Genomic DNA, 26,086 nt, shown 5'->3' with positions numbered 1-26,086 from the left:
ACAATGCCCGACACAAGGCGTCAGCTTCGAGACCGCTAGGGAGGAAGCTGGGCCTTCGAGCTAGAGCCGACTTTTGGCTGCATACAGGCGGCGGCAAGCGACCGGCTGCGTGCCCCGCTGCGGGACATCAGATGTCCGTGCTTGGTAGCTGGTTGCGCCTGGCTGGTTCGAGACTGGCCCGCGAAGTCGTCATGGAACATGCCTGATGCGACGCCTTCCGACGATCACATCCTTGTCCGGCTGGGACAAACCGGCACTGATATTGCACGCGGTGCTTTCACAACATGTCGGGCAGCGATGAACATTCCCTTCGTGCGACGCAGCCGGCAACGGCGTGCTCCTGGCATGAATGCGGGTCAATGCAGCCAACCCATGTTGCAGTGCACCCGAGCTGGCGAGCTTATTCATGACCGACTCCGCGACAAGCTTCATGGAGACTTTTCTGCACGGCCCAGAAAAGCCGGATCAACGGTCTCGTCCCGCATGGGGCGCGGTCATATCGCTTGCCCTGGGCACCTTCGGGCTGGTGGCGGCAGAGCTTTTGCCTGCCAGTGTGCTGACGCCGCTCGCGCATGATCTGCATGTCACAGAGGGTGCGGCTGGACAGACGATGACAGCGACGGCGATTGCCGCGGCAATCTCTGCGCCGACGGTCGCCTTCATAACAAAGCGCCTGGACCGTAGGATCGTCCTGTGGGCGATGATGCTGCTTCAGATCCTGTCCAACCTTCTGGCTGAGCTCGCGTGGTCGCTGCCGGTTTTCCTGGCGGCACGGGTCGTGCTCGGCATTGCGCTTGGAGGCTTCTGGTCGATTTCGGCATCGCTGGCGATGCGGCTCGTTCCAAATCACCTCCTGCCGCGCGCCATGTCAATCATCCTCACCGGCGTTTCGGTCGCTATCGTTTGCACGCCTCCAATCGGCGCCTATGTCGGCGACATCTGGGGATGGCGAGCCACCTTCGTGATCGCCGCAGCCGTCAATGCCGTTACACTGCTGGTGCAACTCGTAACCATTCCGACGTTGCCGCCGGTTGAAATGGCTGGATTCCGCGGTCTGCTGAATGTGATCAAGAAGCCAACCATCAAGGTCGCGCTTTTGGTCGTACTGCTGGTCGCTTCTGGGCACTTCGCCAGCTTCACCTATGTCCGGGTTTACCTCGAGAAGATTTCCGCGCTCCATATCGAGACGATCTCGCTGCTGTTGCTCGTTTCTGGCGTATGCGGCTTCTTCGGCAATTTAGCCGGCGCATTCCTGGCGAAACACAGCCTCAAGGCAGTCGCGGCGCTGCCGCCCCTGCTCATGGCGATAGCCGCTGTCTCGTTGCTGATGCCTGGGGCATCGGCCTCCGCCTCGGCCATTGCGGTTGCTGTATGGAGCTTTGGCTTCGGTGCGGTGCCGGTGGGGGTACAGACTTGGATGGTGCTGCGCGCCGTTCCCGAGCAGGCCGAAAGCGCCGGTGTGCTGATGACCTCAACGTTCCAAATTGCCATCGCAGCCGGCGCGATCTTCGGCGGACTGCTAGTGAATAATGCCGGCGTGGCCAGTGTGTTTGCCTACAGCGCAGTAGCCACGTTCCTCGCCGCCCTGACAGTGTTCTTGCTCGGACCGAAGCGCGAACCCTAGACCGCCTGACACAGGCCAGTGCAGCACGGGGAAAGATGCAATCGCATCAGCCGCGCGGCGCGATCCTGCCACGACTACTTTGTCGGTTCAGGGCTTCGTCTCGCCTATCGGATAGGCCGCGTGGAGTTCGCGGCTACTGCCTCCGCTTGGGACCCGACCAGTGCCGGTCGCCTCGCCTCGCCGGCTTCACCGTTCGCGGCTACAGGAAGTGCATCAGCGTTCGCCCGGGCGGAGTTGGTCAGGGTATCAGGGAGAAGTTCCTCGTCAGTTAGTCGTCAGCCAAGCGGTCTATTAGACCTGCCGCGCCTGACCAGCCTGAACCCATAGGAGTGCTGATACATAAACTGAGGACAGCATGTGCGGCGTGATTCGATCGAGTACGAGTCCCGACCGATTTTGGTTGCTGCTGAGCAGTACTGGGTCACGTCGTCGGTCCGGGCTGGCCGTGACGATTGACGAAATCATGCCGCTGGTTCTCAGAGGTCATGCCACCTGTCATCTAGGCGATTGCACTTACCCCGCCAAAGCCCTGATGCACTACGGCTGAGTGACATCAGCCCCAATCCATAGGCAGCGCGTTCTCGCCTATATCGGAGATGAATAAATGACGGGCATTGGCCGATCTGGAAAACCGCGAATTGGGGATGCTGGAGCCGGATCGAGCAGTTCGCGCTCGCAATCAAGTCTTGCCTCCGGGGAAGGCAGCCAATCATTCGGTTCCGTCCTGGAGCGGATGCACTCAGAGCCTCAAGGTAAAGGTTCACCCTCGGCGGGCGTTGGGCGCGGTGCCCATGATGAGCTTGGCGGCAGATCCTCCGGCCCCTCCGTCCCCTCACATCGAATCCCGGCTGCTGCGCCACGTGCGGCCGCCGGGCCACGTGCAGCCAGTCCGCGCCGGCGCGGTGTTCACCCAATGTCGGATGGTGAAGCCCTGGCGCCGGTGGCCAGCCAGTCGCCAACTTCGGCTGTGGCAGTCCCCATGTCCTCGTCAGGCGAAGAGATCAACACGGCAAAGGGACAAATGCACGTGCTGGTTCAGGAAATCGAGGTTCTCGAGAAAGAGAGCCTGCCAAACGGAGCATCGTGGGAGGAGGCGCAAGACCAGCTCGATCAGCTCGTCAATGCCGGCGCAAAAGTTCTGCACTACTACGCGAGCCTGCCCCCCCATGTGGCGCGTAGCATTCTGTCCGACGCTGATGTGCGTCAGTACCGCGACGACATGGTCCGTCGGGCGGAAAGTGGCAACATGGTGGCCGAGGCGATCTTCGAGAAGGAGGAAGAGGACCGGAAGCGGGTGGCCGGCATTCTCCACAACTTGGTCAAATCCAATGCCACCCTCGACCAGCTGAGCCGATCGGCTCCCAGTGCAGCGAAGTATCACGTGGCCCGCATGGAGTTTTATGACAAGAAAGTACAGCGCTACGAATGCATGCGGTCCGTCTGCGCCGCGACTGCCAACTTACCAAGCTCAACAGCCGAGATGCGGCAGGAAGAAGAGGCCGCACTGCGGCTGCACTCCGGCGGGGTTGTCAATTCAAAGGTAAGGCAGCTGCAATCGCGGATCAATCTCGCACAGGTCAACATGGCCCCCCAGGCGATCATGCTCGAAGCACCAATCAGGGAACTCCTCGTCGGTGAGAACGGGCAAGGGCGCCTGCTGGATAACTTCATCACCGACGTTTTTCCGGCATTCCTCTCGACGGGCGACGCTGTAATGAAGAACAAAGGGCGCCCGCTCGACGCAGAGCACTGCGCCGTTCTGGAAGGAGTTGTGGAGCGGCTTTCGGAATTTGCGTCGGCCTCGCACTCCGTGGTTGCCAGGCTTAGGGATCACCAAACAGGTGCCGGTCTCCCATTGGAACTGTTGAGCCAGATCGTGGACGACGCCTGGATCACTGCGGACGAGGTCATCCATCTCCTGGAACTGCAGCCGAAGCCGCCAGCCATTGCGCTGCCGGCCGACGCTGGTGCTGCGATACCAGCCGAAACTGCCGGCAAGACTACAGTGGCCGAAAGCACCACAGCGCCCAGAAAAAAAGGAAAAGGCAAGCGGGCCGCCCGCGCTGGGAGTTCGACGGCCCGGCGGCCCGAGCCGCAAGCCGCTGCGCCCGTCAGGGACCCTGCGCCAGAAGCCAAGGTTCTCGTGCGCTCGGATCTAGGCACGAAGAAGCTCGTGAGCGCGAGCGAGGCGCATGCGAGTGCGTCGGCGGCGGGCGCAAACTTGGCAATCTGGCGGGCCCCGCTGTCCATTGAGGTCCTGATGCCACGACTTGAGCGGTTGGACGAACTTTTGCAGTTCAATGTGGCCGGTCAGCAAAAAACCATCTCGCAAGCGCGCCAGATGAAGCCCGAGGACGCCGAACACGCGGTCGCCAGCGTGATCAATCGCCTGCAAACGCAGGCCACCGAGATGCAGGCCTGCCTTGCCGCGTTGGAGGAGCATCGTCAGCGCGTCCTACTCACGCCTGTGCGCGTGCAAGAAGCGCACCGCAAAATAGGCCAGCTCAAGTTGATGTTGTCCGAGGCGCAGGGACTGGCGAAGGCTTTGGACAGCGGAAAGGCCGCTAGTTCCATCGATTGCATGAAGACCTACCCCTTTCCCTCGCAGAAGTACCTTGAACACTTGCGGGCAGCCGAGGAGTTGGAGGCTGCGGATCGACCACGTGCGTTGAAGGGGGAGCCAGGCTCGCTGTTCGAGATCAGGCTGCAGCCCAAGGCGCTGCGTAATCGTGCAATACCGAGTCCGATGTGGGTGCACATCCATACGAACCGGCCGGTACACGCCCGCCACTTGGCAATGCTGGATGACGCAGCCTTCGCCGCTTGCCACGTCAAGTCCAATGAACAGCGCGGGCATAATCGGCAGTGGCAAGACGCCCGCGCTGCGATCGGCCACGACAACGTCGTAATCCACCGGGGCAAGCTCACTCCCGGGTTCTGCAAGTCCTTGTTGACTGACCGGGCCTAGATGTCGAAATGGTCCGGCCTGCTCGCCGCATGTTGTGGTCTCCAACCAGCTTGGCAGACCGAGGCGCGATCTGGGAGGTGCCCTGGCAGGGCGGGCAGTGGCTTGGATCGCAGGTGTGGCTGGGTTCTCGCGGTGGCGAGCATCGAGCGCGGTCTCGTTGGGTTCTCCGGGTCCTGCCCGACGCCCTGCCGACATTCAACGACGAGACGATCGAAGCAATTCGCGTGCCGGACGGGCGGTCCGTTCCGCTTCCACCTGCCGTTAACCGGACCCCGCTTTGCGACTTTCGGTGAGTCCCGACATTTTTTGTTAAATTTCGGACACAAGAAGGTCCCGATAGAGACGCTCGCCAAGAGCAAATCGGGCCTCAAGTTTGTGATCGTCCCACCGGAGCCGAGTTCGATGCTCACCCATTCCGGATCAGGGTGCGAAAGCGCGCGCGCTCATGATCGCTGCGCGAGTCGTATGATCGCGATAGCTGTGCCCCAGCACGCAATAATACGCTAGCGGCAGGCGCTATGCCGTGCCGCCGGTATGCGGACAGTGCATCGGCCTGGCCTGCCTGCTTCGCACTTTCCCATGCGATGGGGAGCGCTGGTATCCGCGCTACACAGGACTTTTGTTCAGTGTGATGACGTGACGGCTATAGCGCGCATCGGCTTGCCGAAGACGTCGTCCCCGAAGCGAAAGGGTTGGTGCAGAAGCAGCTTCATCGGAGATGGCATGCCGCTTGCTACTCGTGCTTAGAGCGCATTGAACCACGAAGAAAGCGACTTCCGCACCATGGCTGGCACGCGAAGCTCTAAACGATCGACAAACGCGGCGGTGGTCGTCGTCGCTGAAGACCGGGACGTCGTCCGGATTGCAGATTCGTCCTCGGAAGCCGCTTTGCGGAGGAAGCCCGATGTGGACATGCCAGATGATGCTCGCGCACTTGCCGTGTACCGGTTCGCATCAGCATGTGGATATCCAAGAGGCTCCTCAAAATTTCGCCAGAGCCCACGTCGGCCGGAAATAGGCAAGTCCAGCCAATACGCTGAACCAGTTCAGCCACGCCGGTCTGCGGCGTGGAGACTCACAATTGCGACTCATATGCTTATCCCGCTTCCCGCTCCTGGCATTTCCGGTTGCCAAGAGTTTCACCCCGGGCACGAGCAGTGGGTGATCCATGCCGGCTCCGGCGCCGTAGTCGCGGCAAGACGGATCGAGCCACTCGAAGGTGCCCTCATCCCTCACATCGACACTGTTCGGGTGAGAAAGATCTGGAGCCGCACCGTACCCATGCATCGGGTGCCGCGTCCCCTCATCCCTCACGTCGATGCCGTTCGGGTGAGAAAGATCTGGAGCTGGACCGTTCCCATGAATCGGGAGCCGCGTCCCCGCATCATCTCGCGCCCGGCACAGGACCCCAGCGCGGTAGTGCGCCAGCCCAGTCCAGTGCGGCAGTTTTTTCTAAAGGAGCAAGTTGAAATGACCGGTCAAAAGAAGGTGCCCTTCGTCACGTTTCTCACGCGTGTTCGCGATGATTCAGTCCCGGGGCCAAATCCATACCGCTGGGAAGAAAGGACATCCGACGACTACTTTGCCGGCAAGCGCGTCCTCCTGTTCTCGCTGCCTGGCGCTTTCACCCCGACCTGCTCGACCTACCAACTGCCAAATTTCGAAGATCTCTATGACGAATTTAAGAAGGAGGGGATTGACGCGATCTACTGCCTCTCCGTCAACGATGCCTTTGTCATGAATGCATGGGGGAAGTCCTTGGAGCTGCAGAAAGTCGAGTTGATCCCGGATGGGTCAGGCGAGTTCACGCGCAAAATGGGCATGCTGGTTGCCAAGGACAATCTGGGTTTCGGTATGCGTTCGTGGCGCTACGCGGCTCTGGTCAATAATGGTGTGGTGGAGCAGTGGTTTGAGGAGGAAGGTTTCTCCGACAACTGCGAGACCGACCCCTATGGCGTCTCATCCCCGCAGAACGTCCTTCAAACATTGAGGGCCGTTGCATGATCTGGTGCAGGATCGACCATGTGCAGCGGCGTTTTTGGGCGAGACCGTGCACGAAAGGCGAAACTCTAAGGCGCATCGTTTGAGGTCGATGTGACGCGTTAGAAGCCTCGACCTGCGAGAGATCCAGTTAGCCACGGCCAAGAGCTTCGTTGAAAATGAACTGACCATGAAATCATCGTTTGGCTTACTTCAGAAACAGTCTCTTGCAGCATCGCCTCAACTCATCGAGTCGATTCGCTTGCTGCAACTGACGCATGCCGAACTGCATCAATTCGTGGACCAGGAGCTCGAGAAGAATCCGCTTCTGGAGCCTGCGCCAAACGACGAGGGGCCTGGCGAAGTTGAAGGACCGAGCTGGGCTGGGTCCCCGGACCTGCCCAGGCAAGGGAAATCCCAGTCGAACGCGACCAACACCGCGCCGGGTGATCGTCCTGCCTTCGAGGAGTTTGTTGCCTTAGCCGAAACGTTGCACGACCATGTCGCTCGTCAGATCTCCCTCACTGCCTTCACACCGCACGAGCGGCTGATTGCTAATCAGCTTGCCGGTCATCTGGATGACACTGGCTACCTTCAGGTAAGTGCTTCGGACCTGGCTGGGAACCTAAACGTCGGGCTGGCCGATGTGGAACGAGTTCTGGGTATCTTGCAGCACCTCGATCCACCGGGAATTTTCGCACGAACGCTCAGCGAATGTCTTGAGATACAGTTGCGCGAACGAAACCGGTTTGACCCGGCGATGGCGGTTTTGGTTGCCAACCTTGAAATGCTTGCGCGACGCGATTTTCAGACACTGAAGCTGCGTTGCGGCGTCGATGAAGAGGATCTTCTCGACATGCTGCAGGAAATCCGTGCGCTCGACCCCAAGCCCGGAAACACATTCCAATCGGGGACGCCGGAATGCGTCATACCGGACGTCTGGGTTATGCCTGCGCACGGAGGTGGATGGCAGATCGAACTTGATCCGAACACGCTGCCCAAGGTGCTGATCAACCAGAGCTATGTCGCGGAGGTTTCAAGCCGAGCCGCCAAAAAATCGAAAGACATGACATTTCTCAACGAATGCTTGCAAAACGCGAACTGGTTAATCCGCAGCCTCGATCAGCGCGCAAAGACGATCCTGAAGGTTGCAACTGAAATCGTGCGCCAGCAGGATGCCTTTCTGCAATATGGCGTCGACTACCTACGCCCCCTCAATCTCAGGACGGTCGCTGACGCGATCAACATGCACGAGTCGACTGTAAGCCGGGTGACGTCGAACAAGTACATGGTTACCCCACGCGGGGTGTTCGAACTGAAGTATTTCTTCACTGTCGCGATCGCCTCCTGCGAAGGCGGTGACGCGCACTCCGCCGAAGCTGTTCGCCATCGGATCAAAGCGATGGTCGCCGAAGAATCGTTTGATAGCGTGCTTTCGGACGATGACATCGCTGACCGGCTCAAGGAATGCGGCATCGATCTCGCTCGCCGCACCGTCACCAAATATCGCGAGGCGATGAATATCCCCTCCTCCATACAGCGGCGCCGGGAAAAGCGCTTGTGGCGCAACGGCGATCAAAGCCTCAAGGACTCGTGACGAAAAGCGGCCCTTGAATCAGTGTGACGCGTTCTTCACATTCGCCGTCCTCCGGTCCGAAGCAACTGTCGAAATCGCTACATTCCCGGCAATTGGGCGCAGTGCATAGCGAAAACCCCTCGGCCTCACAGAGTTTGCGGTAAAAGTACTTCTTCCATTTCATGTTTTGGGTATTGCCAGCCGCCAGCATCGGAAAATGGATGGCAAGCAGGCGGTTGAGCTCGGCCCGATTGACAAGACCAAGGTCCTGCCACAGATGGTCGTCGCGCATGGCGCGCCGGGCGACAATCTTAGCGAAGCGGCCGCTCGCCGGGTCCCCCGGCCGGGCATGCGCCAGCAGCAGGCCGCGCAGAAGTTCTTCCTCCATGCCCGGCTCAGGATCGCTGACGTCTTCCAAGGCGAAGGTTGCCATAGCGGTGGCGGACAAACTGCGGGGCAGGACCTCGCGCAGCTCGGCAAGGGAAAGGCCTGTTGACTCCGTCGCTGTCGCTTCGCCATCCTCGACCTCCTTGAGCGCACACGAGAGAACGCAGGCAAGGACATGTTCGTCGAACCCCTTCTCCGGCTCAATGGCGGGGTATTGGCCTGCGCGGACACATGCATCGTTATGGGCGGACATGGTCCCGTCTCCGTCGCAGGGCAGAAAGGCAACCCGCCGGCCGCATCTTCACCCCTGCAGGGTGTCGGTGGGGTCGCTATGGTCGCTCTTCCGCTGCAAAGATGTCATGGTCCGTGGTCCCACTGATGCGGCCCTCCCGTTGCGAAGCTGCGAAGGCATTGTCGCCAGAAGCAATGCGACGCTTCCCGAGCGCGTAGACCGGATCGTCCGGATACGGTGCTCCAGTCGGCTGTCGCGGGCCGAACCGTTCTGCGTCAAGCACCGCCGGTGGGATCTGCTCCTCGATCCAATCGTAGACAACGGTCCGTTCGGCGATCCGCCACTCCCCTTGCCTCTTTTGAAACAGATCGCAGTAGCGCCCGCATAGAAGCATCTGGCGTACTTCTCCGTCTTGGTCCGGTCCGCGTTGCAGCGCGGTGAAATAGCTCTCGACTGCGGCCTCTGCCGCGCTGATGAATTCGATCAGGATGTTCGTGATCTGATGGATGTTGCGCGGTCCGGTCTTGAAGACATCGAGCGCAAACCGAATGAAGCCCTCGGCCGGGCCGCGATACGGCCCGTGGCTGTCATGGGCGTCGGGCCAGTACGCGCTGCGCAGCATCGCCTCATCGGCGCGGTCTGTCCCGCGGCAATACCGATAGAGGCAGTCGCGGATCGCCTCGCGGTCGAGCAGTTCGACGATTTTCGCTTGGCCCGTCGGGTCTGTCGCAAATTCGGCGGTTCTGACGTGCTCCGGGACCTCTGTCTTCGGTTTGGGGGTGGCCTCCGAAGCGATTCGCGCAGCGGGTGGATCGTCGATTTCCAGCGCAAGTTCGGGGCAGGATCGCACTCCATCCGACGCAAGCAGTTGCTCCCCGTCCGCAACCTCAATGTCACCGGCGAGGATGTAACCCGCCTCATCCAGCTTGAAGACTGCCGGCGCTCGCGCCGCGCATTGCGCATGACCCTGACATCTGGCTTGGTGAACGATGATGCGCAAGGCGACCTCCAACGTCTGTGCCCGGCTCAGGCCGGGCTAGGTTTAGGCCCAGTCCAGGATCAGATTTTCTATCCCGAACAGTTGGCCGCCATGGGTGATGGGTGCCGTTCCCTCCTTGATCCGAAAGGGCGGCAGGCGCGCCAGCCACTCCTCCAGGCCAATGACAATTTCCCGCCGGGCGAGATGTGAGCCAAGGCAACGGTGGGGACCATAGCCAAAGGAGGCGTGGCGGATGCCTTCTCGCGTCAGATCGACCGTGTTGGGGGCTTCGAATTCCGCCGGGTCACGATTTGCAATCATCGTGGCGCAGGAAACAAAGTCCCCCTTGCGGATCGGCGCGCCTTCGAAGTCGATATCTTTCCGTGCCACGCGGATCATATGGACGCTCGGAAAGGCGCGCAGCAGTTCTTCGGCTGCGCGCACGATCCGGTCCGGTTCTTTTCGGAGCAATTCCTGATCTTCCAGGTTTCGCGCGAGATAGGCCAAGTCAAAGCCTATGGCTGTAGCGACCGTGTCGAGCCCCGCCACCAAAACGAGCACGCCAATGCCACGGATCTCCTCGTCTGTCAGCCCGCGGCCCTCGACCTGCGCCTGCACAATGAAGCTCATGAAATCGTCGGCGGGCTTTTTGCGGCGCATCGCCGCCAGCTCGTCCACGAACGCCACAATCGTCCGAGCCGCCGCCGGCCGTCTCACATCATCGCCGTGGAGCAGATCTTTCGCCCAGGCAACAAACGTCTCAAGACGGTGCTCCGGCAGTCCGATGAAGCGAAGGAAGATGCTGACTCCGAAAGGGTAGGCGAAATCCTTCATCGCGTCGCAGCTTGTGCCCGACGAGGCGATCCTCGTGATAAGCGTTATCGCTCGCTCGCGGATGGCGGGCTCCAGTTCCGTTACACGCTTCGGCGAAAAGAGCGGATTGAGCAATGAGCGAAAGACTGCATGGGAAGGGGGATCGAGTTCGAGCGGGATCGTCGGCCAGTCTTCGCCCAGCGCAGATGCGAAGATGTTGCGATGACTGGAAAAGTTTTCGGTCTCCTGCAGCACCCGGCGCTGATCTGCGGCGCGAGTGATGACCCAAGCACCCTGCCCGGTACGCGTGTTCCAGGGCGAATAAAAGATTCGCGGTCCGGCATGCACGCAAGCGACGGCTGCGTGCGGGTCGCCGTTGGGCGTCGGTGACATGCCTGGCGACGCAAAAAGGTTGAAGTCGCCCACCATTTCCGGCGGGACATGATCTGGAATCGGGTTGGTCGCCATTTGGTTCTCCTGCGTTCAGGCGTTTACGCGCTCGACTGAGATCGCAAGGCTGTTCGTCACCGCTGGGCTCCGCAACGCACTGCCGACATCGCCTCCGATGACAATATCGAGCAAATTGCGTGCCGAATAAGCGCACCATTGGCGCTGCTCATATCTCCGTTGTAGCGGCCCTTCTGAGGCTACCCTTGGTAGGGATTTCGACATTCATGACCGTTCCAGACACGACAAGGTTTGCGGAACAGAAAGCTACCGAGTGAAAGAGGCTAAGTATCGAACGAGGTCACCTGCGAGAGAGGGTGTAGCTCGGCGGTAGCGAACCGCTCGCGAGCGCGCCCTCCACAAGCGCTGTAGCGAGCGAGCGGCTTCGCGTCGTCATCGACACTTCGTCGGTAAGGTCGGGTTGCTGACCCAACTAATTCGAAGGACGATGATGACCGACGGCGTGGTGAACCGACGCGCTCGTGGAGAAGGCTCCGGATCCCGATCTCTTGCGCGAGATGGATTGGATTGCCGTCGAGCGGCTGCGCGAGCCGGAGATCGGGGCCGCGATCGGCCGCGCCTATAGCAAGAAGAAGGCCCACGTCGGCCTGCGCCGACCCATCAGGGCGCCCGCAAATAGCTCATTGCCGAGATCGGCAGCCCCACATTCTTTTGCGTCAGGATCACATCGGCCTGGCGATGGCGATCGCCTCGTCGGGTATCTGCTGGTAGCCGGAGAAATCCTCGACCGCACTGGTCGCACCGGCAACCCGGCGGTTGACTGCTGTGCTGGTGCTCTTGGCAAGAATCTAGCCGCGCTGTGCCGATAGCGCGAACAGGATGCGCTAACCGTTCTTTGATGATGCGGCTGCTTTGGGCCGTGTTCAGCTTTGCATCCGTGTCGGACGCTAGCTTTTCGGGCTTGGCATTAGACGGGGAGGACGTTGCCGGCGAAGGATAATTCGAGGATGCCTTTGTGGAGGCCGTCCTCTGGAAACTTGACGGAGGGACCAATCGACTTCACTTCGAACAATTCCTCCCGCCCGCTGCCGTACAGGACTGGGATGTTGGACAATTGACCGACAATATGCCCCTCCGCGGGCAGCTGATGCATTTGCCTACATTGGGCTGCTTTACCGCGGAGTTTCGGTTGTGACCCATCGCAACGGGAGCAATGATGCGATCCTCGCCGGGCGCGATGGCGCCCTCGGGAATGGCGCCTCCGATCGAGGCGATCCGCGGCGGGCCGCAAAAGACAGCTGTGCCCTCAATGGCCGCCTCGGCAGGCAGACTGGTGGCCAGCAAAATCCAGAGTAGCGGCGCGGACGCCGAGCGAAAACGGAAATCAATATGTATCGGCCTCACCTCAAGCGGCGGTTGAACGGGGAATGCGCGGCAGGTTCTCGGCCAGTAGCCGCCAGTCGTGGCGCTCGGGTTCGCCTTCCTTGCGCGTCCCGAAGAACTGGATGATCATCTTGCCGTTAGCGCCATAGGCTTCGAGTGACGTGACGTGACCGTCCCTGGTCGGCTTGCGCACGGCCCAAACCTCACGGATGTGGTGGGCCCTGAGATGCAGGTGGAAAGTCTCGTCGAGCACATTGATGCAAGGCCCGATCTGCTTGACCGACTTGATAGGGCCGGAATGAATCTGGATGCAGCCACGATTGCCGACGAAGCACATGATCGGCATCTCGTCCTCGGCCGCACGATGGAACATGGCGCTAACGGCAGCATTGTCGAGCAGCCAGGCGTAATCCTGGCCGACCATGCGCACCGCCTGGCGGCGGCTCAGGTTCAGGGCCTTCAGCATGCCGAAGAACTGGTGCACGTCGGTCAGCCGACTCCAGTGCTCCCGTAGGTCATCGACCGTAGCGGCTTGGTCCGGAATCCTTGCGTCATTTTCGGCTGACCTCCCCTTAACCGACACGATCGGCTCCTGGTTCGAGGATTGGAGCTCGTCTGTCAGTTTTTGATAGGCATAGAGGTTGGAGAACGGTCTCAGATGCACCTTGTGCACTGCCTCGCCTGCGGCGTCGAAGAATTGCAGGCTGCGGTGGATCTCCCCGCCATCGCGAGTCTCGACGGCAAAGCCATGTGCCCACAGGTTCGGGAAGATGCGCAAATCAATGTCATTGCCGAGCACCATGGCGTGATGCTTGCCGGTGAACACCTTATCGTAGATGCCTATCTTCTCATGCACGGCACTGGCATTGCGGGTCAGCGCCATCACCTCGCCGACCGCCTCGAGACCGGTTAGCACATCATTAACGCGTGGCTGGATGCGCACCGTGCCAAAACCGCAATGTGCCGCGAAAAGCTCCGCTTCCGAAATGCCCAATTGGGCGGCGAGATCGCGGTCGCGGATTTTGGGGCTGTCTTCGCGTGCCCGCCGGATTCTCTCCGGCGAAGGTTTCTCGCGCTGGTGCATGTCTTCACCCCTGCTTGCGCATACTATCGGTCGGGCGTCTTCGCCCTCGCCAAAAAGAGCTCAAAAGTCGTGCCAATTGCTCGAAGCGTCTCGGAAACCCGGCTTACGAGCCAGTTCAGAGGGAACTTGAGCCCACCCCCTTTGTGGCTGTCTCGACAAATCCGACAATACGTGTCGGTTGCCCAACGCCTTCGCGGCAACAGCCGAACCAGAATCGTCGCCGCGTTGGCGATGTCGCACTGTCCGGAAACGATTTTTTCCCATTGGCACGGTCTATGCACGGTGATCCGCGAAGTGTCACGCACCGAGGAGAAAGCGAGCGATGATTACGCTCACCGACAAGGCCGTTGCCGCCGTCAAGACCGCTCTTTCCGCCGCTAGTGAGCCGGCAGAAGGCTTTCGCATCATGGTCGAGGCCGGCGGCTGCTCCGGCTTCAAATACTCGATGGGCCTGGAGAGCGTCCCGCGCGAGGGCGACGCGATCATCGAGACAGATGGGATCAAGGTGTTCGTAGACGCCGGCACCCAGCCGCATGTAGCCGGCATGGCCGTCGACTTCGTCACGGGTCTCGAAACCTCCGGCTTTGTCTTCGACAATCCGAATGCGAGCGGGAAGTGCTCCTGCGGCAAGTCCTGTAGTTGATTGCCGAAGAAGGAGAGAGTGCGCCTGAGGTGAGCTTGTCGGTGCGATGGCGGCCCAATCTGCGCCAATCTGTGGGGCACCTGCACCGCTTCTGGATCGTCTCCGCCAGCAACGGCATGCGCAAGGCTCGATGCGACCGGGTTGCGCCTCCCTTCCGCTCCATTGAGGACCACAGCCCATGAAAGTTGTCTATCTCGACAACAACGCAACGACACGGGTCGATCCTGAAGTCTTTGAAGCGATGTTGCCGTTGCTTACGGATCAATTCGGCAACCCTTCGTCGGCGCACGGTTTTGGCGCCCTTGCCGGTGCCGCGTTGAGAAACGCGCGGCGCCAGCTGCAGGCGCTGATCGGCGCGGAGTTCGACGACGAGATCACCTTCACTTCGGGTGGAACGGAAAGCGACAATGCTGCCATTCTTTCGGCGCTCCAGGTGATGCCTGACCGAACAGAGATTGTGACTTCCGCCGTCGAACATCCGGCCGTTCTGACGCTCTGCGCGCATCTCGAGGAGACGCGCCGCGTCAAGGTGCACAGAATCCCGGTGGATTGCCAGGGCCGGCTTAACATTGACGCTTACCGGGCCGCGCTCAACCCGAACGTGGCAATCGTCTCGATCATGTGGGCCAATAACGAGACTGGTACGATCTTCCCCGTCGCCAAGCTCGCCGATTTGGCCAAGGAAGTCGGCGCCCTTTTCCACACTGATGCCGTGCAGGCAGTCGGCAAGCTCCCGATGGACCTGAAATCGACCGCTATCGACATGCTGTCGCTCTCCAGCCATAAATTTCATGGACCAAAAGGGGCCGGCGCACTTTTCGTCAAGCGCGCTGTGCGCTTCCACTCCCTGATCAAAGGGGGTCACCAAGAGAGCGACCGGCGTGCGGGCACCGAAAACACGCCCGGCATAGTCGGGCTCGGCATGGCAGCCGAACTCGCCTTGAAATTCATGGATGATGAGACCCCACGGATAAAGTGGCTCCGCGACCGGCTGGAGAACGGGCTTGTCCAGCGTGTCCCAAACACCTTCGTCAACGGCGATCCCCTGGAGCGCTTGCCGAACACCGCAAGCATCGGCTTCGAGCGTATCGAAGGCCATGGAATCCTGCATCTCCTCGACCGCAAGGGCATCGTCTGTTCCTCGGGCTCCGCCTGCACCTCCGGCTGTGCCGAGCCGAGCCATGTCCTGAGCGCGATGAAAATGCCATATGGGGCGGTCCGCTTCTCTTTCGCGCGTGACAACGACCAAGAAGACGTGGACCGGGTGCTCGAGGTCTTGCCTTCAATAGTGGAGAAGCTGCGCGACGCTTCGACTTCTGAGCCGGATAGCCGGGGTGCCGAAGACCTTCATTGCGTTCCAGGTCTAAGCGGCAGAAGAACCGGCCACCATTCATGATCAGTCAGGTCTTTCTCAACGATACGACCCTGCGCGACGGCGAGCAGGCACCCGGCGTTGCCTTCACGGTGGCGGAAAAACTTGCGATCGCCGAGTCGCTTGCGGCAGCCGGCGTGCCTGAGATCGAGATCGGCACGCCGGTCATGGGCGCCGACGAGATCGACGCAATTCGCGCCGTGGTCGCGCGGAGTCTCCCGGTGCGGCTCACGGCCTGGTGCCGGATGACCTCACAGGACTTCGATGCAGCGGTCGAGAGCGGCGTCCGCGCCGTCAATCTTTCGTTGCCCGCATCGGATATCCAACTTGCCGCCAAGCTCGGCCTCGATCAGGCAAGAACGCTCCAGATTCCGCTGTGCCATGGGCTATAACGCCCAAAACCTTGCGGAGATCAAGGCGCGCAATCCGGCCGCAGCCGGCCCGTCTTCTCATTGGTGCTGGCGGCAAGACCTCGGTCGGGCCAAGCGCAAGGTCGAGGGCCAATGCAGAGATAGTCGAGCCCATCCCGCTCGCCCGGCGCTGCGGGCATTGGCGCCCGTGCGCCACGCCCGGCCTGGGCACCGGATGCCCAGTCCCGTCGACGAAGCGATTGCCTCGCTGGCTCAGCGCATTTCGTTTACCAACCGCGGATTTCGCGACTGCAAAACAGAGCGTATCTGATCCCACAGTCCGACAAGGGAGAATGCAATGAGTTGTTTCGCTGACAGACGCCCCATCGATTTCACCAATATCCTCACGCGACTGAAAGGCCTGTCGTCCGCGGAGGAGTTCTTCGCTGTCCTTGGCGTCTCGTATGATCCGAAGGTGCTCAATGTTTCACGGCTCCATATCATGAAGCGTATGGGCCAATATCTTGCAGAGGAAGATTTCTCCGGTCTGCCCGACCAGGTGATCGCCGCGCGCGTGCGCGCCATGCTGGAACGCGCCTACGAGGACTTCGCGGTTTCCTCGCCGCTCACGCACCGGGTTTTCAAGGTGCTCAAAGACCACGATCCGGACAAACCTCACACGCCAGGCCGCACATTTGTTCCGTTCGAATCCGTCCTGAAGCGGTTCGGCAGGGAATAAGCGCGACATTGTTGCGACGCGACAATGTCAAGAAGCCGACAATTCGGGCATCGCAACGGCGCCTTCAGAAATGACCAGCCGAATTTCAGGGAAAAGAGGCCGCAAAACACTTGGCACAAATGATGCAGCCAAGAACTCGCACCGCCGGCCCGCATCGGGATAACAGCGTAGAGAACGCCAATGCACATCGTCGTCAGCATCAAGCAGGTGCCGGACTCGGCTCAGATACGGGTCCACCCGGTGACGAACACCATCATGCGCCAGGGTGTGCCGACCATCATCAACCCTTACGACCTATTTGCCCTGGAAGAAGCACTCAGGCTACGCGACGCTTATGGTGGGGAGGTCACAGTGCTCACTATGGGTCCACCCATGGCAGAGGACTGCCTGCGCAAGGCGCTCGGCTACGGCGCTGATCGCGCGGTGCTTTTGACCGACCGCTATTTTGCCGGTTCCGACACACTGGCGACCTCCTTTGCTCTTTCCCAGGCAATCGCGAAGATTGGCGAGACGTTCGGCCCGCCGGACGTGGTCTTCACGGGCAAACAGACGATCGACGGCGACACCGCCCAAGTCGGGCCCGGCATCGCCAAGCGTCTCGATCTCTTTCAACTCACCTATGTCGCGAAAATCGCCTCCATTGATCTTGCTGCGCGCGAGATCACGGTCGAGCGCCGTTGCGAGGGCGGCACCCAGAAGCTGAAGAGCAGGCTGCCTTGCCTCATCACCATGCTGGAAGGCACAAACGAGATGCGCCGGGGCTCGATCGAAGACGCCCTGTGTGCTGCGCGCAGCCGGATTGTGAAATGGAGTGCGGCCGAGGCCGGCATTGAAGACCTCACCAAATGCGGCTTGCGTGGCTCGCCGACCGTCGTCAAACGCGTTTTCGCCCCTAACCCGCGGTCGCAAAAAGCGGTGCAAATTGACACCGCCGAAAAGACGCTGCGCGATCTCGCCGACGAACTGATTGGCGCAATTTTCACCCGCCAGCCGGCACTGGAACCGGAACTCGCCTTCGAAGCCGCGTGACGGCAAGGAGCAGACCATATGTCGAGCGCGAACCCAGACACCCCTCGCCCGCCCGCCGGCCGTGCCGGGATGAAGAAGGAGCTGCCCGAGCGTTTCAGGGACTATCGGCACGTTTGGGTTTTCATTGAGCTCGAACGCGGCCAGGTCCATCCCGTATCCTTCGAACTGCTTGGTGAGGGCCGCAAGCTGGCGGACAAACTTGGCGTCCAGCTCGCGGGCGCTGTGCTCGGACCGCCTGGAGAAGCCACCCAGAACGCAGTCGCCGAGGCCTTCGCCTATGGCGCCGACCTTGTCTACTTCGTTGAGGCGCCGCTGCTCGCCGACTATCGCAATGAGCCTTTCACCAAGGCAATGACGGATCTGGTTGATACTTACAAACCCGAGATCCTGCTTCTCGGTGCGACCACGCTCGGCAGGGATCTCGCCGGTTCCGTCGCGACGACCTTGCTGACAGGGCTAACGGCCGACTGCACCGAACTCGACGTGGATGCCGACGGTTCACTCGCCGCGACCCGTCCGACTTTTGGGGGTTCCTTGCTATGCACGATCTACACGCTCAATTACAGGCCGCAGATGGCGACGGTGCGACCGAGGGTCATGCCCATGCCGCAGCGGGCGGACAGAGCGATCGGGCGTGTCATCGCACACAAGCTGTCGCTAGCCGAGGATGAAATCGTCACGAAAGTGCTTGGGTTCCTTCCGGATAGCCAGTCGGGGACCGCCAATCTCGCCTATGCCGATGTGGTGGTTGCGGGAGGACTCGGTCTCGGCGGGGCGGAGAACCTGCAGCTTGTGAAGAGTCTCGCGCGAGCGATCGGCGCCGAATTTGGCTGTTCGCGGCCGCTGGTCCAAAAGGGCTGGATGCCGGCCGATCGACAGATCGGCCAAACTGGCAAGACAATCCGGCCGAAGCTTTACATAGCGGCCGGTATTTCCGGCGCCATCCAGCATCGCGTGGGAGTTGAGGGAGCCGATCTTATCGTGGCCATCAACACCGACCCGAACGCGCCGATTTTCGATTTCGCTCACCTCGGTATCGTCACCGATGCGGTTCGCTTTCTGCCCGCACTGATCGAGGCCTTCACCCGGCGGCTTTCGCCGCACAGTCGCGACAAGCTTGCGAGCTAAGGCAGATGCAGATGATCAAGGAAGAGTTCGACGCCATTGTCATCGGCGCCGGCATGTCCGGGAACGCAGCTGCCTACACTATGGCAAGCGACGGCTTGAAGGTACTCCAGTTGGAGCGGGGTGAATATCCGGGCTCCAAGAACGTCCAGGGCGCCATCATGTACGCGAACATGCTGGAGAAGATCGTCCCGGATTTCCGGGATGATGCACCGCTCGAGCGGCATCTCGTTGAACAGCGGCTCTGGGTGATGGACGAGACCTCCCACACCGGGATTCACTATCGGTCGGACGACTTCAACGAGGTGAAGCCCAACCGCTATACGATCATTCGTGCCCAGTTCGATAAATGGTTTTCACGCAGGGTGCGCGGGGCCGGCGCGACGGTTCTGTGCGAGACGACGGTGACGGAACTCGTCCGCGACGCCAAGGGCAAGGTGATCGGCGTCCGCACGGATCGGGCCGGCGGAGCGATCTACGCGGACGTAGTTGTTCTTGCAGAAGGTGTCTGCGGGCTGCTTGGCACGCGGGGCGGCCTGCGCAAGATGCTGAAGCCGGAAGCGGTGGCACTCGCAGTCAAGGAGATGCATTTCCTGCCCGAAGAGGTCATTGAGCAGCGGTTCGGGGTCAAAGGGAGTGAAGGCTGCGTGATCGAGGCAATCGGCACGATATCCCACGGCATGGCTGGGCTCGGGTTCCTCTACACCAACAAGGAATCGATCTCACTGGGTATCGGCTGCCTCGTCTCGGATTTCGCCGCGAAGATGGAGAGCCCTTACGCCCTTCTCGACGCGCTAAAGAACCATCCTTCGATCCGGCCGCTGATCGCCGGTTCGGAGGTGAAAGAATACGCGGCGCATCTCATTCCCGAAGGAGGCTACAAGGCTATTCCGCAGCTCTTTGGCGACGGTTGGGTCGTTGTCGGCGATGCCGCGCAATTGAACAACGCCGTTCACCGTGAGGGTTCGAACCTCGCCATGACCTCCGGTCGCATTGCGGCTGAGGCTATCATCCAGGTGAAGAGACGCAACGATCCGATGACCAAACGGAACCTCGCCCTTTACAAGACGATGCTGGATAAATCCTTCGTAGTCAAAGACCTACGGAAATACAAAGACATGCCAGCTTTACTCCACACCAACGCCCGCAATTTCTTCACGACCTACCCGCTGTTGATGTCGCAAGCCGCGCAGAACTTCATGCGTGTCGACGGCACGCCAAAGATCGAAAAGGAAAAGGCGACCACGGCAGCCTTCATCAAGGCGCGCTCGCGGTTGGGGCTGGTCAGCGACGCGATCCGCCTGGCATTGGCGTGGCGGTGAGGCACTGACGACATGACGAACTCAGGGACGAAATTACGTGTCGAGGACAAGCTTTACCAGAACCGCTATCTGGTGGACACCGGCCGTCCGCATATAAAGGTGCGACCGCACAAGCAACCAAGCGCGAATCTGCTCGCGCTGACCCGCGTCTGTCCAGCGAAATGCTATGAGTTGAACGACAAAGGTCAAGTTGAAATCACCGCCGATGGCTGCATGGAGTGCGGCACCTGCCGCATTTTGTGCGAGACCAGTGGCGAGATCGAATGGAACTATCCGCGCGGTGGCTTCGGTGTCCTCTTCAAGTTCGGATGATCGGCGTTCGCACCGTTGATGGGTGTGCACCTGTGTACTCCTGAGGTTACGACCGAGCGCCAACCTTTGCTTGCACCATCTCGCAAAAGGGAGGATCGGGTGAACACTGTGCTTCAAGAATTGAAAAGGAAAAGGCGCTTGGGAGGAGCACCCTGGACCACAACCGCTGAGGTGTTTCCATGGCTCACATACGGCCGGATGATCGGGTCAACGGAGTAGGACCTCGAGACACCCTCCGCGAACCGTCCAGCGATGCGATGTGCCAAGCTGATGTCTGGCTCAGGGGAATCTACGAGATATCGAAGGCCCTGACCGCTCCCGCCCGGCTGGACATTACGCTTGCCAATGTCGCGAATATACTCCCATCATTTGTGCAGATGCGTCACGGAGCAATCGTTGTACTGGACGCTGAAGGTGAGCCGGAGATTGCCGCGAGTGCTGGCAACCCCGATACCACCCGATCAGGCACTCACCCCACCATACCACAGGCCGTAGTGGACCAGATCGTCGCTACGGGGACGCGGCTCGTCATACCTGACCTCGGCACATCCGAGCTATTTCAGGATGACCTTGAAACTTATCCGAGCGGCAATTCCCTCCCAATTGCCTTCATTGGCGTCCCGGTGAAGGCTGAGCATAAGATCCTTGGCATGTTGTCGATCGACCGCGTAAGAGACAGCGCCACCGGCTCCCGATACGATGAGGACATAGGATTCCTGACGATGGTCGCCAACCTGGTCGGCCGAACTATTCGCCTCCATCGCGCCCTGACTACGGATCGTGAGCGGCGCGCCGATGAGCAATGGACACCGGAGAATTCGCGCGATGAGGACAGTACCGACCCCGTCCCCCACCTACCTGTTAAAATGGACGGGATCATCGGGGAAAGTCCCGCACTTAAGCAGGTGCTCGAAACCGTCTCCATAATAGCAAGGACGAATTCCACCGTGCTTCTGCGGGGCGAAAGCGGAACCGGCAAGGAATTTTTCGCGCAGCTCATCCATAAGCTTTCACGCCGGCGGAGGAAGTCTTTCGTCAAATTGAACTGCGCCGCCCTGTCTGAAAGCGTTCTGGAGTCGGAGCTGTTCGGGCATGAAAAAGGTGCCTTCACAGGGGCTATTTCCCAGCGCGCCGGCCGTTTTGAACTGGCAAATGGCGGAACGCTACTGCTCGACGAAATCGGCGAGATTTCGCCTGCCTTCCAAGCCAAGCTGTTACGCGTCTTGCAGGAAGGCGAACTGGAGCGTGTTGGCGGTACCAAGACGCTGCAGGTCGACGTGCGACTTATATGCGCCACCAACAGGGATCTCGAGTCGGCTGTCGTAAACGGGGATTTCAGGGCCGACCTTTATTATCGCATCAATGTGGTGCCAATCATCCTGCCTCCGCTCCGAGAGCGACCGGGGGATATCCCTCGCCTTGCGAACGCCTTCCTCGAACGATTCAACAAGGAGAACCATCTCGAACTCGCCTTCGCGCCGTCGGCGCTCGAGTTTATCTCGCAATGCTACTTCCCTGGTAACGTCCGCGAATTGGAGAACTGCGTGCAAAGGACGGCCACGCTAGCGCGCTCAAGGACAATCGCTCCATCAGATTTTGCCTGCAACAATAACCAGTGCCTATCTTGGCTCCTCTGGAAAAAAGCTGATCATTCGCTCAGCGGCAATACCGGCAACCCGCGCTTTCGAAGCAATATAATGCCCGCCGGGTTGCCGATGCCGGCCGGGCGCTTCGGCGGCCCGCAGGATAACGTGCGACCCCATGCTGCCGACCCTGCAAACGATCCCGCTCTCCCTGCAATAGGCCCGCGCCTGACGGAACGCGACCGGCTGATCGACGCGATGGAGAAGGTCGGCTGGGTTCAGGCCAAGGCCGCTCGTATCCTCGGCGTGACGCCGCGGCAAGTCGGATACGCTTTGCGCCGACATGGTATCGAGGTGAAGAAATTCTAGCGTTCTCATGACGTGGATAACGAGAACACTGCGCCAGCTACGCGAACTGTGTCGGAGCCCGGGCCAAAGCTGCGCTAGCGTGTGATGCTGTCACACCCCCTTCATCACCCGCCCTTGCCGGCGTCTTGCCGATCGCCGAAATGACCCCACTCTCCTGAATCGGAACCATGCAGACCCAAGTGAGCAGTGGCAACTTCACCGCGGACGAGCTCGCCGTCGCCGAGAGCAACATCCTCGTCTGAAGACCGGTCGGGAGTTGTGCCGAGGGCGATCACGGCCGAGCGGTCGACGCGGGATTTCTATCTTGAACTGATGTCCGGCCGGGTCGTCTTCCTCACCTTCTAACATAGCCCTGTTAGAAGTCCGACAAAGCTATGTCGGAGCAACTCTATGATATCCGACGCGCAAAGCCAATTCGTGAACTAGCGCCACCTTTTCAGTTGGCATTGCTCTTGCGCTTCGAACCGCGACGTTAACCCGTAACGGAGCCGTTCAATGGCCGCACCGGTGATTTCAGTTGAGAGTCTGACCGGCGCGAGGTTCTCCGACCAGTTGCTGGTAAGCGCGAAGTCGGGTGGCTGCGCATCTTCCTCCTGCGGGTCGTCGACAAGGCCGGACGATGTGGATCCGGCTATCTGGGACAAGATCAAGGATCACCCGTGCTTTTCAGAAGAGGCGCATCACTATTTCGCGCGCATGCACGTCGCCGTCGCGGCGGCCTGCAATGTCCAGTGCAACTACTGCAATCGCAAATATGACTGCGCCAACGAAAGCCGGCCCGGGGTTGTCTCGGAAAAGCTGACGCCCGATCAGGCGGTACGCAAGGTTATCGCGGTCGCCAACGAAGTGCCGCAGCTTTCCGTGCTTGGCATCGCCGGACCGGGCGACGCCTGCTACGACTGGGAGAAGACGAAGGCAACGTTCGAACGCGTCGTCAGGGAAATCCCCGACGTCAAGCTCTGCGTCTCTACGAACGGGCTCGCGCTGCCGGACCACGTCAACGAGCTTGTCGACATGAATGTCGATCACGTGACGATCACGATCAACATGGTCGATCCGGAAGTCGGCGCAAAGATCTATCCCTGGATCTTTTACGACCATCGCCGCTACGTCGGCATCCAAGCCGCCAGGATTCTGCACGAGCGGCAGATGCTGGGGTTAGAGATGCTGAGCGCGCGCGGCATCCTCACCAAAATCAATTCGGTGATGATCCCTGGAGTGAACGACCAGCACCTGATTGAGGTGAATAAGTGGGTCAAGCAGCGCGGCGCGTTCCTGCACAACGTCATGCCTCTGATTTCCGACCCGGCGCACGGCACGCACTACGGACTGACCGGGCAGCGCGGTCCAAATGCAATGGAGATGAAGGCTCTTCAGGATCGTCTTGAAGGCGGCGCCAAGTTGATGCGCCACTGCCGGCAGTGCCGGGCAGATGCCGTCGGCCTGCTGGGTGAGGATCGTGGCCAGGAATTCACACTCGACCAGATTCCCGGCGAGCTCACCTACGATGCCGGCAAGCGCGAAGCCTATCGGGAGCTGGTCGCGGACGAGCGCCGTGATCGCCTGGCAGCCAGGAGCGAAGCGATCGGAATGGTCAAGACAACGAGCTCCGGCAAGTCCCTCCTCGTTGCGGTGGCGACTAAGGGCGGCGGCCGCGTCAACGAACACTTCGGCCATGCCAAGGAATTCCAGGTGTATGAAGCGTCGCCGATAGGGATCAACTTTATCGGGCACCGCAAGGTTGAGCAGTATTGCCTTGGGGGTTGGGGCGAGAACGCCACTCTCGACGGCGTCATCGCTGCGCTGGAAGGCATAGACGTCGTGCTTTGCGTCAAGATTGGAAATTGCCCCAAGGATCAGCTCGCGGACGCCGGTATCCGAGCAATCGACGCTTACGGCCATGATTATATCGAAACGGCAATCGCCGCGATTTACGCCGCCGAGTCCGGCGTCCCGGCACTCGCGGCGATCGCCTGAGCCGTCTCATTCCACCCGAACCAGGAGGCAAAATGGCTTTCAAGATTATCGCATCCCAATGCACGCAATGCGGCGCCTGCGAATTCGAATGCCCCTCCGGTGCGATCAAGTTCAAAGGCGAGAGCTACGTGGTCGAGCCGCAGAAGTGCACCGAATGCGAGGGGGTCTTCGATACGCAGCAATGTGCCTCGGTGTGTCCGATGCCGAAGACCTGCGTTCCTGCCTGACTCCAATTGCGCGGTACCGACACAGGCTGTCTCTGGGGAATGCCTGAGCGCCTCTTCGAACTGTAGCCTCAAAGAACAAGGAACCGGCCATGTGGCTCGCACGCGAACAGGAGGTCGAAATCCGCAGGCCTCCCCAATTTAGACCGGGAGAGCGGGTCCGTGCCACTCGTCACGTAAGGAATGACGGCACCTATCCTGGCAGGGAGATCGGCGAAAATCTCGTGCGCAAGGGCGAAGAGGGTTACGTGCGAGACATTGGCACGTTTCTCCAGCAGTTCTTCATCTACGCGGTCGAATGGATCGACCGTGGGACGGTCGTCGGCATGCGAGCGCGTGAATTGACGAGCCTCGACAAAGCCGACGCTCCCTGCAGTGCCGAAGAAAACGCCAATAAAGGAACGGCCGGATGAAAGTAATGATCCGCAGGACCGAGGCCGGGTTGTCGGCGTATGTCCCCAAAAAGGATCTCGAGGAGCCGATTATCAAGTTCGAGAACCAGGACCTGTGGGGCGGGGTCGTAACGCTCAGGAACGGCTGGCGGCTCCTCCTTCCCGATCTTCCGCCGCATACGCGGCTGCCGATCACCGTCGAGGCAAGGAAGCTTTCCGACGGGGACTGATGCCGCCCGTCAATGAGAGGCGTCAAGAGGAAACGAGCATGAACACGATCCCGACCTCGGGCCACCTAGTCGTCGTCCGGGACAGTTTTGCCCGAAAGCTGCTTGAGCTGGCCAGACGAGCGTTAGTCTCCGATCAGGTGATCCCGTATCTCGGTCCGGGTCTCCTCCGGCTCAGCTCTGCTGAGCCGCCTGTACCGTGTACCCCCGAAGCCGTTGCCGAGGCACTCAATACGCGGGCGCCAGCCCCCTCGAAGATCCGCACCAATATGTGGTCGGTCGCGCAGTTCATCGAACAGCGCCGGCATCGCCGCACACTTCAAGCTTGGATGACTGATATATTTGCGGGGCCGGCGGCGCCGAGCATCCTCCACGCCTGGCTGGCAAAACTCCCGCTCTCCCTCATCATCGACAGCTGGTACGAAGGCGCCATGCGCGCGGCGCTGGCAGAGGCTGGCCGAACCGACGTCGTCGAGATACAGGGCGTTACACGGGCGAACGAAGTTGGCGACATTTGGACCAGAACTTACGACTTGTCGGGAAGGGAACTCGAGGCTGGAGCAGCGACAAAGACGGTTCTCTATGCGCCACATGGCAGTATTAGGCCGGCCGCAAATTTCCTCATCGCCGATTCCGACTATGTCGAAGCCCTGACTGAAATCGATATCCAGACGCCTATCCCTGACGTGGTCAAGGAACGACGCGTCGACCGGGGCTTTTTCTTCGTCGGCTGCCGCTTCAATGATCAGATGCTGCGCACTTACGCCAGGCAGATCATGAAGCGCTCAGAAGGCCCCCGTTACGCGATAATGGACGGGCAAACGCTGACCAGAAACGAAGCCCGTTTCCTTGCGGCGAGCGGAATCACGGTGATCGACATGCCAGCGAGCGAAGCCGTGGCGCAACTCGCCGGATCAGCATCTTGAGCCGATGGTGGCCAGATCAACTTGGAGGGACGTCTTTGATGTGAGTCGACCGGCTCGCTTCC

23 protein-coding genes and 1 pseudogene are annotated in these 26,086 nt (G+C 60.3%); 18 read left to right on the top strand and 6 right to left on the bottom strand.

The genetic code is table 11. The annotated features are described in order from the left end of the window. Positions 1–189 precede the first annotated feature (189 nt). A complete protein-coding gene (locus tag BQ8794_RS34770; protein WP_143744573.1) occupies positions 190–408 on the bottom strand; it encodes a hypothetical protein in 219 nt (72 codons plus the stop codon). On the opposite strand from BQ8794_RS34770, the gene BQ8794_RS15145 reads away from it, so the two are divergent. The 4 genes from BQ8794_RS15145 to rpoN all read left to right on the top strand — a co-directional run bounded on the left by BQ8794_RS15145 (position 407) and on the right by rpoN (position 8,169). Beyond that, a complete protein-coding gene (locus tag BQ8794_RS15145; RefSeq protein WP_008878166.1) occupies positions 407–1,624 on the top strand; it encodes an MFS transporter in 1,218 nt (405 codons plus the stop codon). The two genes, BQ8794_RS34770 and BQ8794_RS15145, sit on opposite strands and share 2 nt — an antisense overlap. 913 nt (positions 1,625–2,537) lie before the next feature. Next, positions 2,538–4,592, top strand: coding sequence for a hypothetical protein (locus BQ8794_RS15140; RefSeq protein WP_077378944.1), 2,055 nt, complete (start codon positions 2,538–2,540; stop codon positions 4,590–4,592). A gap of 1,470 nt (positions 4,593–6,062) precedes the next feature. After that, positions 6,063–6,596, top strand: a complete 534-nt coding sequence (locus BQ8794_RS15135; protein ID WP_077379110.1) for a peroxiredoxin — start codon at positions 6,063–6,065, stop codon at positions 6,594–6,596. 166 nt (positions 6,597–6,762) lie between these two features. Then, on the top strand, positions 6,763–8,169 hold the full coding sequence (gene rpoN / locus BQ8794_RS15130) for an RNA polymerase factor sigma-54 (RefSeq protein WP_077378941.1): 1,407 nt from the start codon (positions 6,763–6,765) through the stop codon (positions 8,167–8,169). On the opposite strand, the gene BQ8794_RS15125 is transcribed toward rpoN, so the two are convergent. The 5 genes and pseudogenes from BQ8794_RS15125 to BQ8794_RS15100 all read right to left on the bottom strand — a co-directional run bounded on the left by BQ8794_RS15125 (position 8,156) and on the right by BQ8794_RS15100 (position 13,434). Beyond that, a complete protein-coding gene (locus BQ8794_RS15125) occupies positions 8,156–8,788 on the bottom strand; it encodes a nitrogen fixation protein NifQ (protein ID WP_077378939.1) in 633 nt (210 codons plus the stop codon). The genes rpoN and BQ8794_RS15125 overlap by 14 nt on opposite strands. A gap of 76 nt (positions 8,789–8,864) precedes the next feature. Further along, positions 8,865–9,470: a nuclear transport factor 2 family protein gene (locus BQ8794_RS15120; RefSeq protein ID WP_244554991.1), complete on the bottom strand. Its 606-nt coding sequence runs from the start codon at positions 9,468–9,470 to the stop codon at positions 8,865–8,867. 174 nt (positions 9,471–9,644) lie between these two features. Then, positions 9,645–9,767, bottom strand: a pseudogene (locus tag BQ8794_RS36480) (ferredoxin); the annotation flags it as partial. A gap of 42 nt (positions 9,768–9,809) precedes the next feature. Continuing rightward, positions 9,810–11,027, bottom strand: a complete 1,218-nt coding sequence (locus BQ8794_RS15115) for a cytochrome P450 (protein ID WP_077378936.1) — start codon at positions 11,025–11,027, stop codon at positions 9,810–9,812. A gap of 1,345 nt (positions 11,028–12,372) precedes the next feature. Then, a complete protein-coding gene (locus tag BQ8794_RS15100; RefSeq protein ID WP_077378927.1) occupies positions 12,373–13,434 on the bottom strand; it encodes a hemin-degrading factor in 1,062 nt (353 codons plus the stop codon). 322 nt (positions 13,435–13,756) lie between these two features. Here BQ8794_RS15100 and BQ8794_RS15095 point away from each other — a divergent pair, with 322 nt between their 5' ends. The 14 genes from BQ8794_RS15095 to BQ8794_RS15030 all read left to right on the top strand — a co-directional run bounded on the left by BQ8794_RS15095 (position 13,757) and on the right by BQ8794_RS15030 (position 26,024). Then, on the top strand, positions 13,757–14,077 hold the full coding sequence (locus BQ8794_RS15095) for a HesB/IscA family protein (protein ID WP_077378924.1): 321 nt from the start codon (positions 13,757–13,759) through the stop codon (positions 14,075–14,077). 178 nt (positions 14,078–14,255) lie between these two features. Next, a complete protein-coding gene (gene nifS / locus BQ8794_RS15090; RefSeq protein WP_077378922.1) occupies positions 14,256–15,473 on the top strand; it encodes a cysteine desulfurase NifS in 1,218 nt (405 codons plus the stop codon). Continuing rightward, positions 15,470–15,841: a beta/alpha barrel domain-containing protein gene (locus BQ8794_RS36475; RefSeq protein WP_425293538.1), complete on the top strand. Its 372-nt coding sequence runs from the start codon at positions 15,470–15,472 to the stop codon at positions 15,839–15,841. Before nifS ends, BQ8794_RS36475 begins: the two co-directional genes overlap by 4 nt. Before the next feature lie 316 nt (positions 15,842–16,157). Then, a complete protein-coding gene (nifW, locus tag BQ8794_RS15080) occupies positions 16,158–16,538 on the top strand; it encodes a nitrogenase stabilizing/protective protein NifW (protein WP_077378919.1) in 381 nt (126 codons plus the stop codon). A 180-nt stretch (positions 16,539–16,718) separates the two neighbouring features. After that, positions 16,719–17,567, top strand: coding sequence for an electron transfer flavoprotein subunit beta/FixA family protein (locus BQ8794_RS15075; RefSeq protein WP_077378916.1), 849 nt, complete (start codon positions 16,719–16,721; stop codon positions 17,565–17,567). Positions 17,568–17,585: 18 nt separating this feature from the next. Beyond that, entirely contained in the window at positions 17,586–18,695 is a 1,110-nt protein-coding gene (locus BQ8794_RS15070) for an electron transfer flavoprotein subunit alpha/FixB family protein (RefSeq protein WP_077378913.1), read from the top strand. An 11-nt stretch (positions 18,696–18,706) separates the two neighbouring features. Continuing rightward, the gene (locus BQ8794_RS15065; protein ID WP_077379109.1) at positions 18,707–20,014 is read left to right on the top strand and encodes an FAD-dependent oxidoreductase; all 1,308 of its coding nucleotides are present in this window, start codon (positions 18,707–18,709) and stop codon (positions 20,012–20,014) included. 12 nt (positions 20,015–20,026) lie between these two features. Beyond that, the gene (locus BQ8794_RS15060) at positions 20,027–20,326 is read left to right on the top strand and encodes a ferredoxin family protein (protein ID WP_077378910.1); all 300 of its coding nucleotides are present in this window, start codon (positions 20,027–20,029) and stop codon (positions 20,324–20,326) included. Between the two features lie 257 nt (positions 20,327–20,583). Further along, positions 20,584–22,278, top strand: coding sequence for a nif-specific transcriptional activator NifA (gene nifA, locus BQ8794_RS15055; RefSeq protein ID WP_244554972.1), 1,695 nt, complete (start codon positions 20,584–20,586; stop codon positions 22,276–22,278). Positions 22,279–22,773: 495 nt separating this feature from the next. Continuing rightward, complete coding sequence (gene nifB / locus BQ8794_RS15050) at positions 22,774–24,255, top strand: nitrogenase cofactor biosynthesis protein NifB (RefSeq protein ID WP_077378904.1); 1,482 nt, start codon at positions 22,774–22,776, stop codon at positions 24,253–24,255. Positions 24,256–24,287: 32 nt separating this feature from the next. Continuing rightward, positions 24,288–24,482 carry a 4Fe-4S dicluster domain-containing protein gene (locus tag BQ8794_RS15045; protein ID WP_077378901.1) on the top strand — a complete coding sequence of 65 codons (195 nt, stop codon included), beginning with the start codon at positions 24,288–24,290 and terminating at the stop codon, positions 24,480–24,482. An 89-nt stretch (positions 24,483–24,571) separates the two neighbouring features. Beyond that, positions 24,572–24,892 carry a nitrogen fixation protein NifZ gene (locus BQ8794_RS15040; RefSeq protein ID WP_077378897.1) on the top strand — a complete coding sequence of 107 codons (321 nt, stop codon included), beginning with the start codon at positions 24,572–24,574 and terminating at the stop codon, positions 24,890–24,892. After that, entirely contained in the window at positions 24,889–25,101 is a 213-nt protein-coding gene (gene nifT / locus BQ8794_RS15035) for a putative nitrogen fixation protein NifT (RefSeq protein ID WP_040594248.1), read from the top strand. Before BQ8794_RS15040 ends, nifT begins: the two co-directional genes overlap by 4 nt. A 38-nt stretch (positions 25,102–25,139) precedes the next feature. Further along, positions 25,140–26,024, top strand: a complete 885-nt coding sequence (locus BQ8794_RS15030; RefSeq protein WP_077379108.1) for an SIR2 family NAD-dependent protein deacylase — start codon at positions 25,140–25,142, stop codon at positions 26,022–26,024. Positions 26,025–26,086 lie beyond the last annotated feature (62 nt).

This window comes from Mesorhizobium prunaredense (assembly GCF_900156895.1).
Lineage (GTDB): Bacteria > Pseudomonadota > Alphaproteobacteria > Rhizobiales > Rhizobiaceae > Mesorhizobium > Mesorhizobium prunaredense.
Note: the sequence above shows the minus strand (reverse complement) of the source record. Positions and strands in the feature narration are given on the sequence as shown.

What these genes read in the sequence shown, in the direction of transcription:
- BQ8794_RS15095 (WP_077378924.1), top strand. Translation starts at nt 13,757, where the DNA reads ATGATTACGCTCACCGACAAGGCCGTTGCCGCCGTCAAGACCGCTCTT.
- BQ8794_RS15070 (WP_077378913.1), top strand. Translation starts at nt 17,586, where the DNA reads ATGTCGAGCGCGAACCCAGACACCCCTCGCCCGCCCGCCGGCCGTGCC.
- BQ8794_RS15040 (WP_077378897.1), top strand. Translation starts at nt 24,572, where the DNA reads ATGTGGCTCGCACGCGAACAGGAGGTCGAAATCCGCAGGCCTCCCCAA.
- BQ8794_RS15135 (WP_077379110.1), top strand. Translation starts at nt 6,063, where the DNA reads ATGACCGGTCAAAAGAAGGTGCCCTTCGTCACGTTTCTCACGCGTGTT.
- BQ8794_RS15115 (WP_077378936.1), bottom strand. Translation starts at nt 11,027, where the DNA reads ATGGCGACCAACCCGATTCCAGATCATGTCCCGCCGGAAATGGTGGGC.
- BQ8794_RS15100 (WP_077378927.1), bottom strand. Translation starts at nt 13,434, where the DNA reads ATGCACCAGCGCGAGAAACCTTCGCCGGAGAGAATCCGGCGGGCACGC.
- BQ8794_RS15030 (WP_077379108.1), top strand. Translation starts at nt 25,140, where the DNA reads ATGAACACGATCCCGACCTCGGGCCACCTAGTCGTCGTCCGGGACAGT.
- BQ8794_RS15065 (WP_077379109.1), top strand. Translation starts at nt 18,707, where the DNA reads ATGATCAAGGAAGAGTTCGACGCCATTGTCATCGGCGCCGGCATGTCC.
- rpoN (WP_077378941.1), top strand. Translation starts at nt 6,763, where the DNA reads ATGAAATCATCGTTTGGCTTACTTCAGAAACAGTCTCTTGCAGCATCG.
- BQ8794_RS15075 (WP_077378916.1), top strand. Translation starts at nt 16,719, where the DNA reads ATGCACATCGTCGTCAGCATCAAGCAGGTGCCGGACTCGGCTCAGATA.
- BQ8794_RS15140 (WP_077378944.1), top strand. Translation starts at nt 2,538, where the DNA reads ATGTCGGATGGTGAAGCCCTGGCGCCGGTGGCCAGCCAGTCGCCAACT.
- BQ8794_RS34770 (WP_143744573.1), bottom strand. Translation starts at nt 408, where the DNA reads ATGAATAAGCTCGCCAGCTCGGGTGCACTGCAACATGGGTTGGCTGCA.
- BQ8794_RS15145 (WP_008878166.1), top strand. Translation starts at nt 407, where the DNA reads ATGACCGACTCCGCGACAAGCTTCATGGAGACTTTTCTGCACGGCCCA.
- BQ8794_RS15045 (WP_077378901.1), top strand. Translation starts at nt 24,288, where the DNA reads ATGGCTTTCAAGATTATCGCATCCCAATGCACGCAATGCGGCGCCTGC.
- BQ8794_RS15125 (WP_077378939.1), bottom strand. Translation starts at nt 8,788, where the DNA reads ATGTCCGCCCATAACGATGCATGTGTCCGCGCAGGCCAATACCCCGCC.
- nifA (WP_244554972.1), top strand. Translation starts at nt 20,584, where the DNA reads ATGTGCCAAGCTGATGTCTGGCTCAGGGGAATCTACGAGATATCGAAG.
- BQ8794_RS36475 (WP_425293538.1), top strand. Translation starts at nt 15,470, where the DNA reads ATGATCAGTCAGGTCTTTCTCAACGATACGACCCTGCGCGACGGCGAG.
- BQ8794_RS15060 (WP_077378910.1), top strand. Translation starts at nt 20,027, where the DNA reads ATGACGAACTCAGGGACGAAATTACGTGTCGAGGACAAGCTTTACCAG.
- nifS (WP_077378922.1), top strand. Translation starts at nt 14,256, where the DNA reads ATGAAAGTTGTCTATCTCGACAACAACGCAACGACACGGGTCGATCCT.
- nifT (WP_040594248.1), top strand. Translation starts at nt 24,889, where the DNA reads ATGAAAGTAATGATCCGCAGGACCGAGGCCGGGTTGTCGGCGTATGTC.
- nifW (WP_077378919.1), top strand. Translation starts at nt 16,158, where the DNA reads ATGAGTTGTTTCGCTGACAGACGCCCCATCGATTTCACCAATATCCTC.
- nifB (WP_077378904.1), top strand. Translation starts at nt 22,774, where the DNA reads ATGGCCGCACCGGTGATTTCAGTTGAGAGTCTGACCGGCGCGAGGTTC.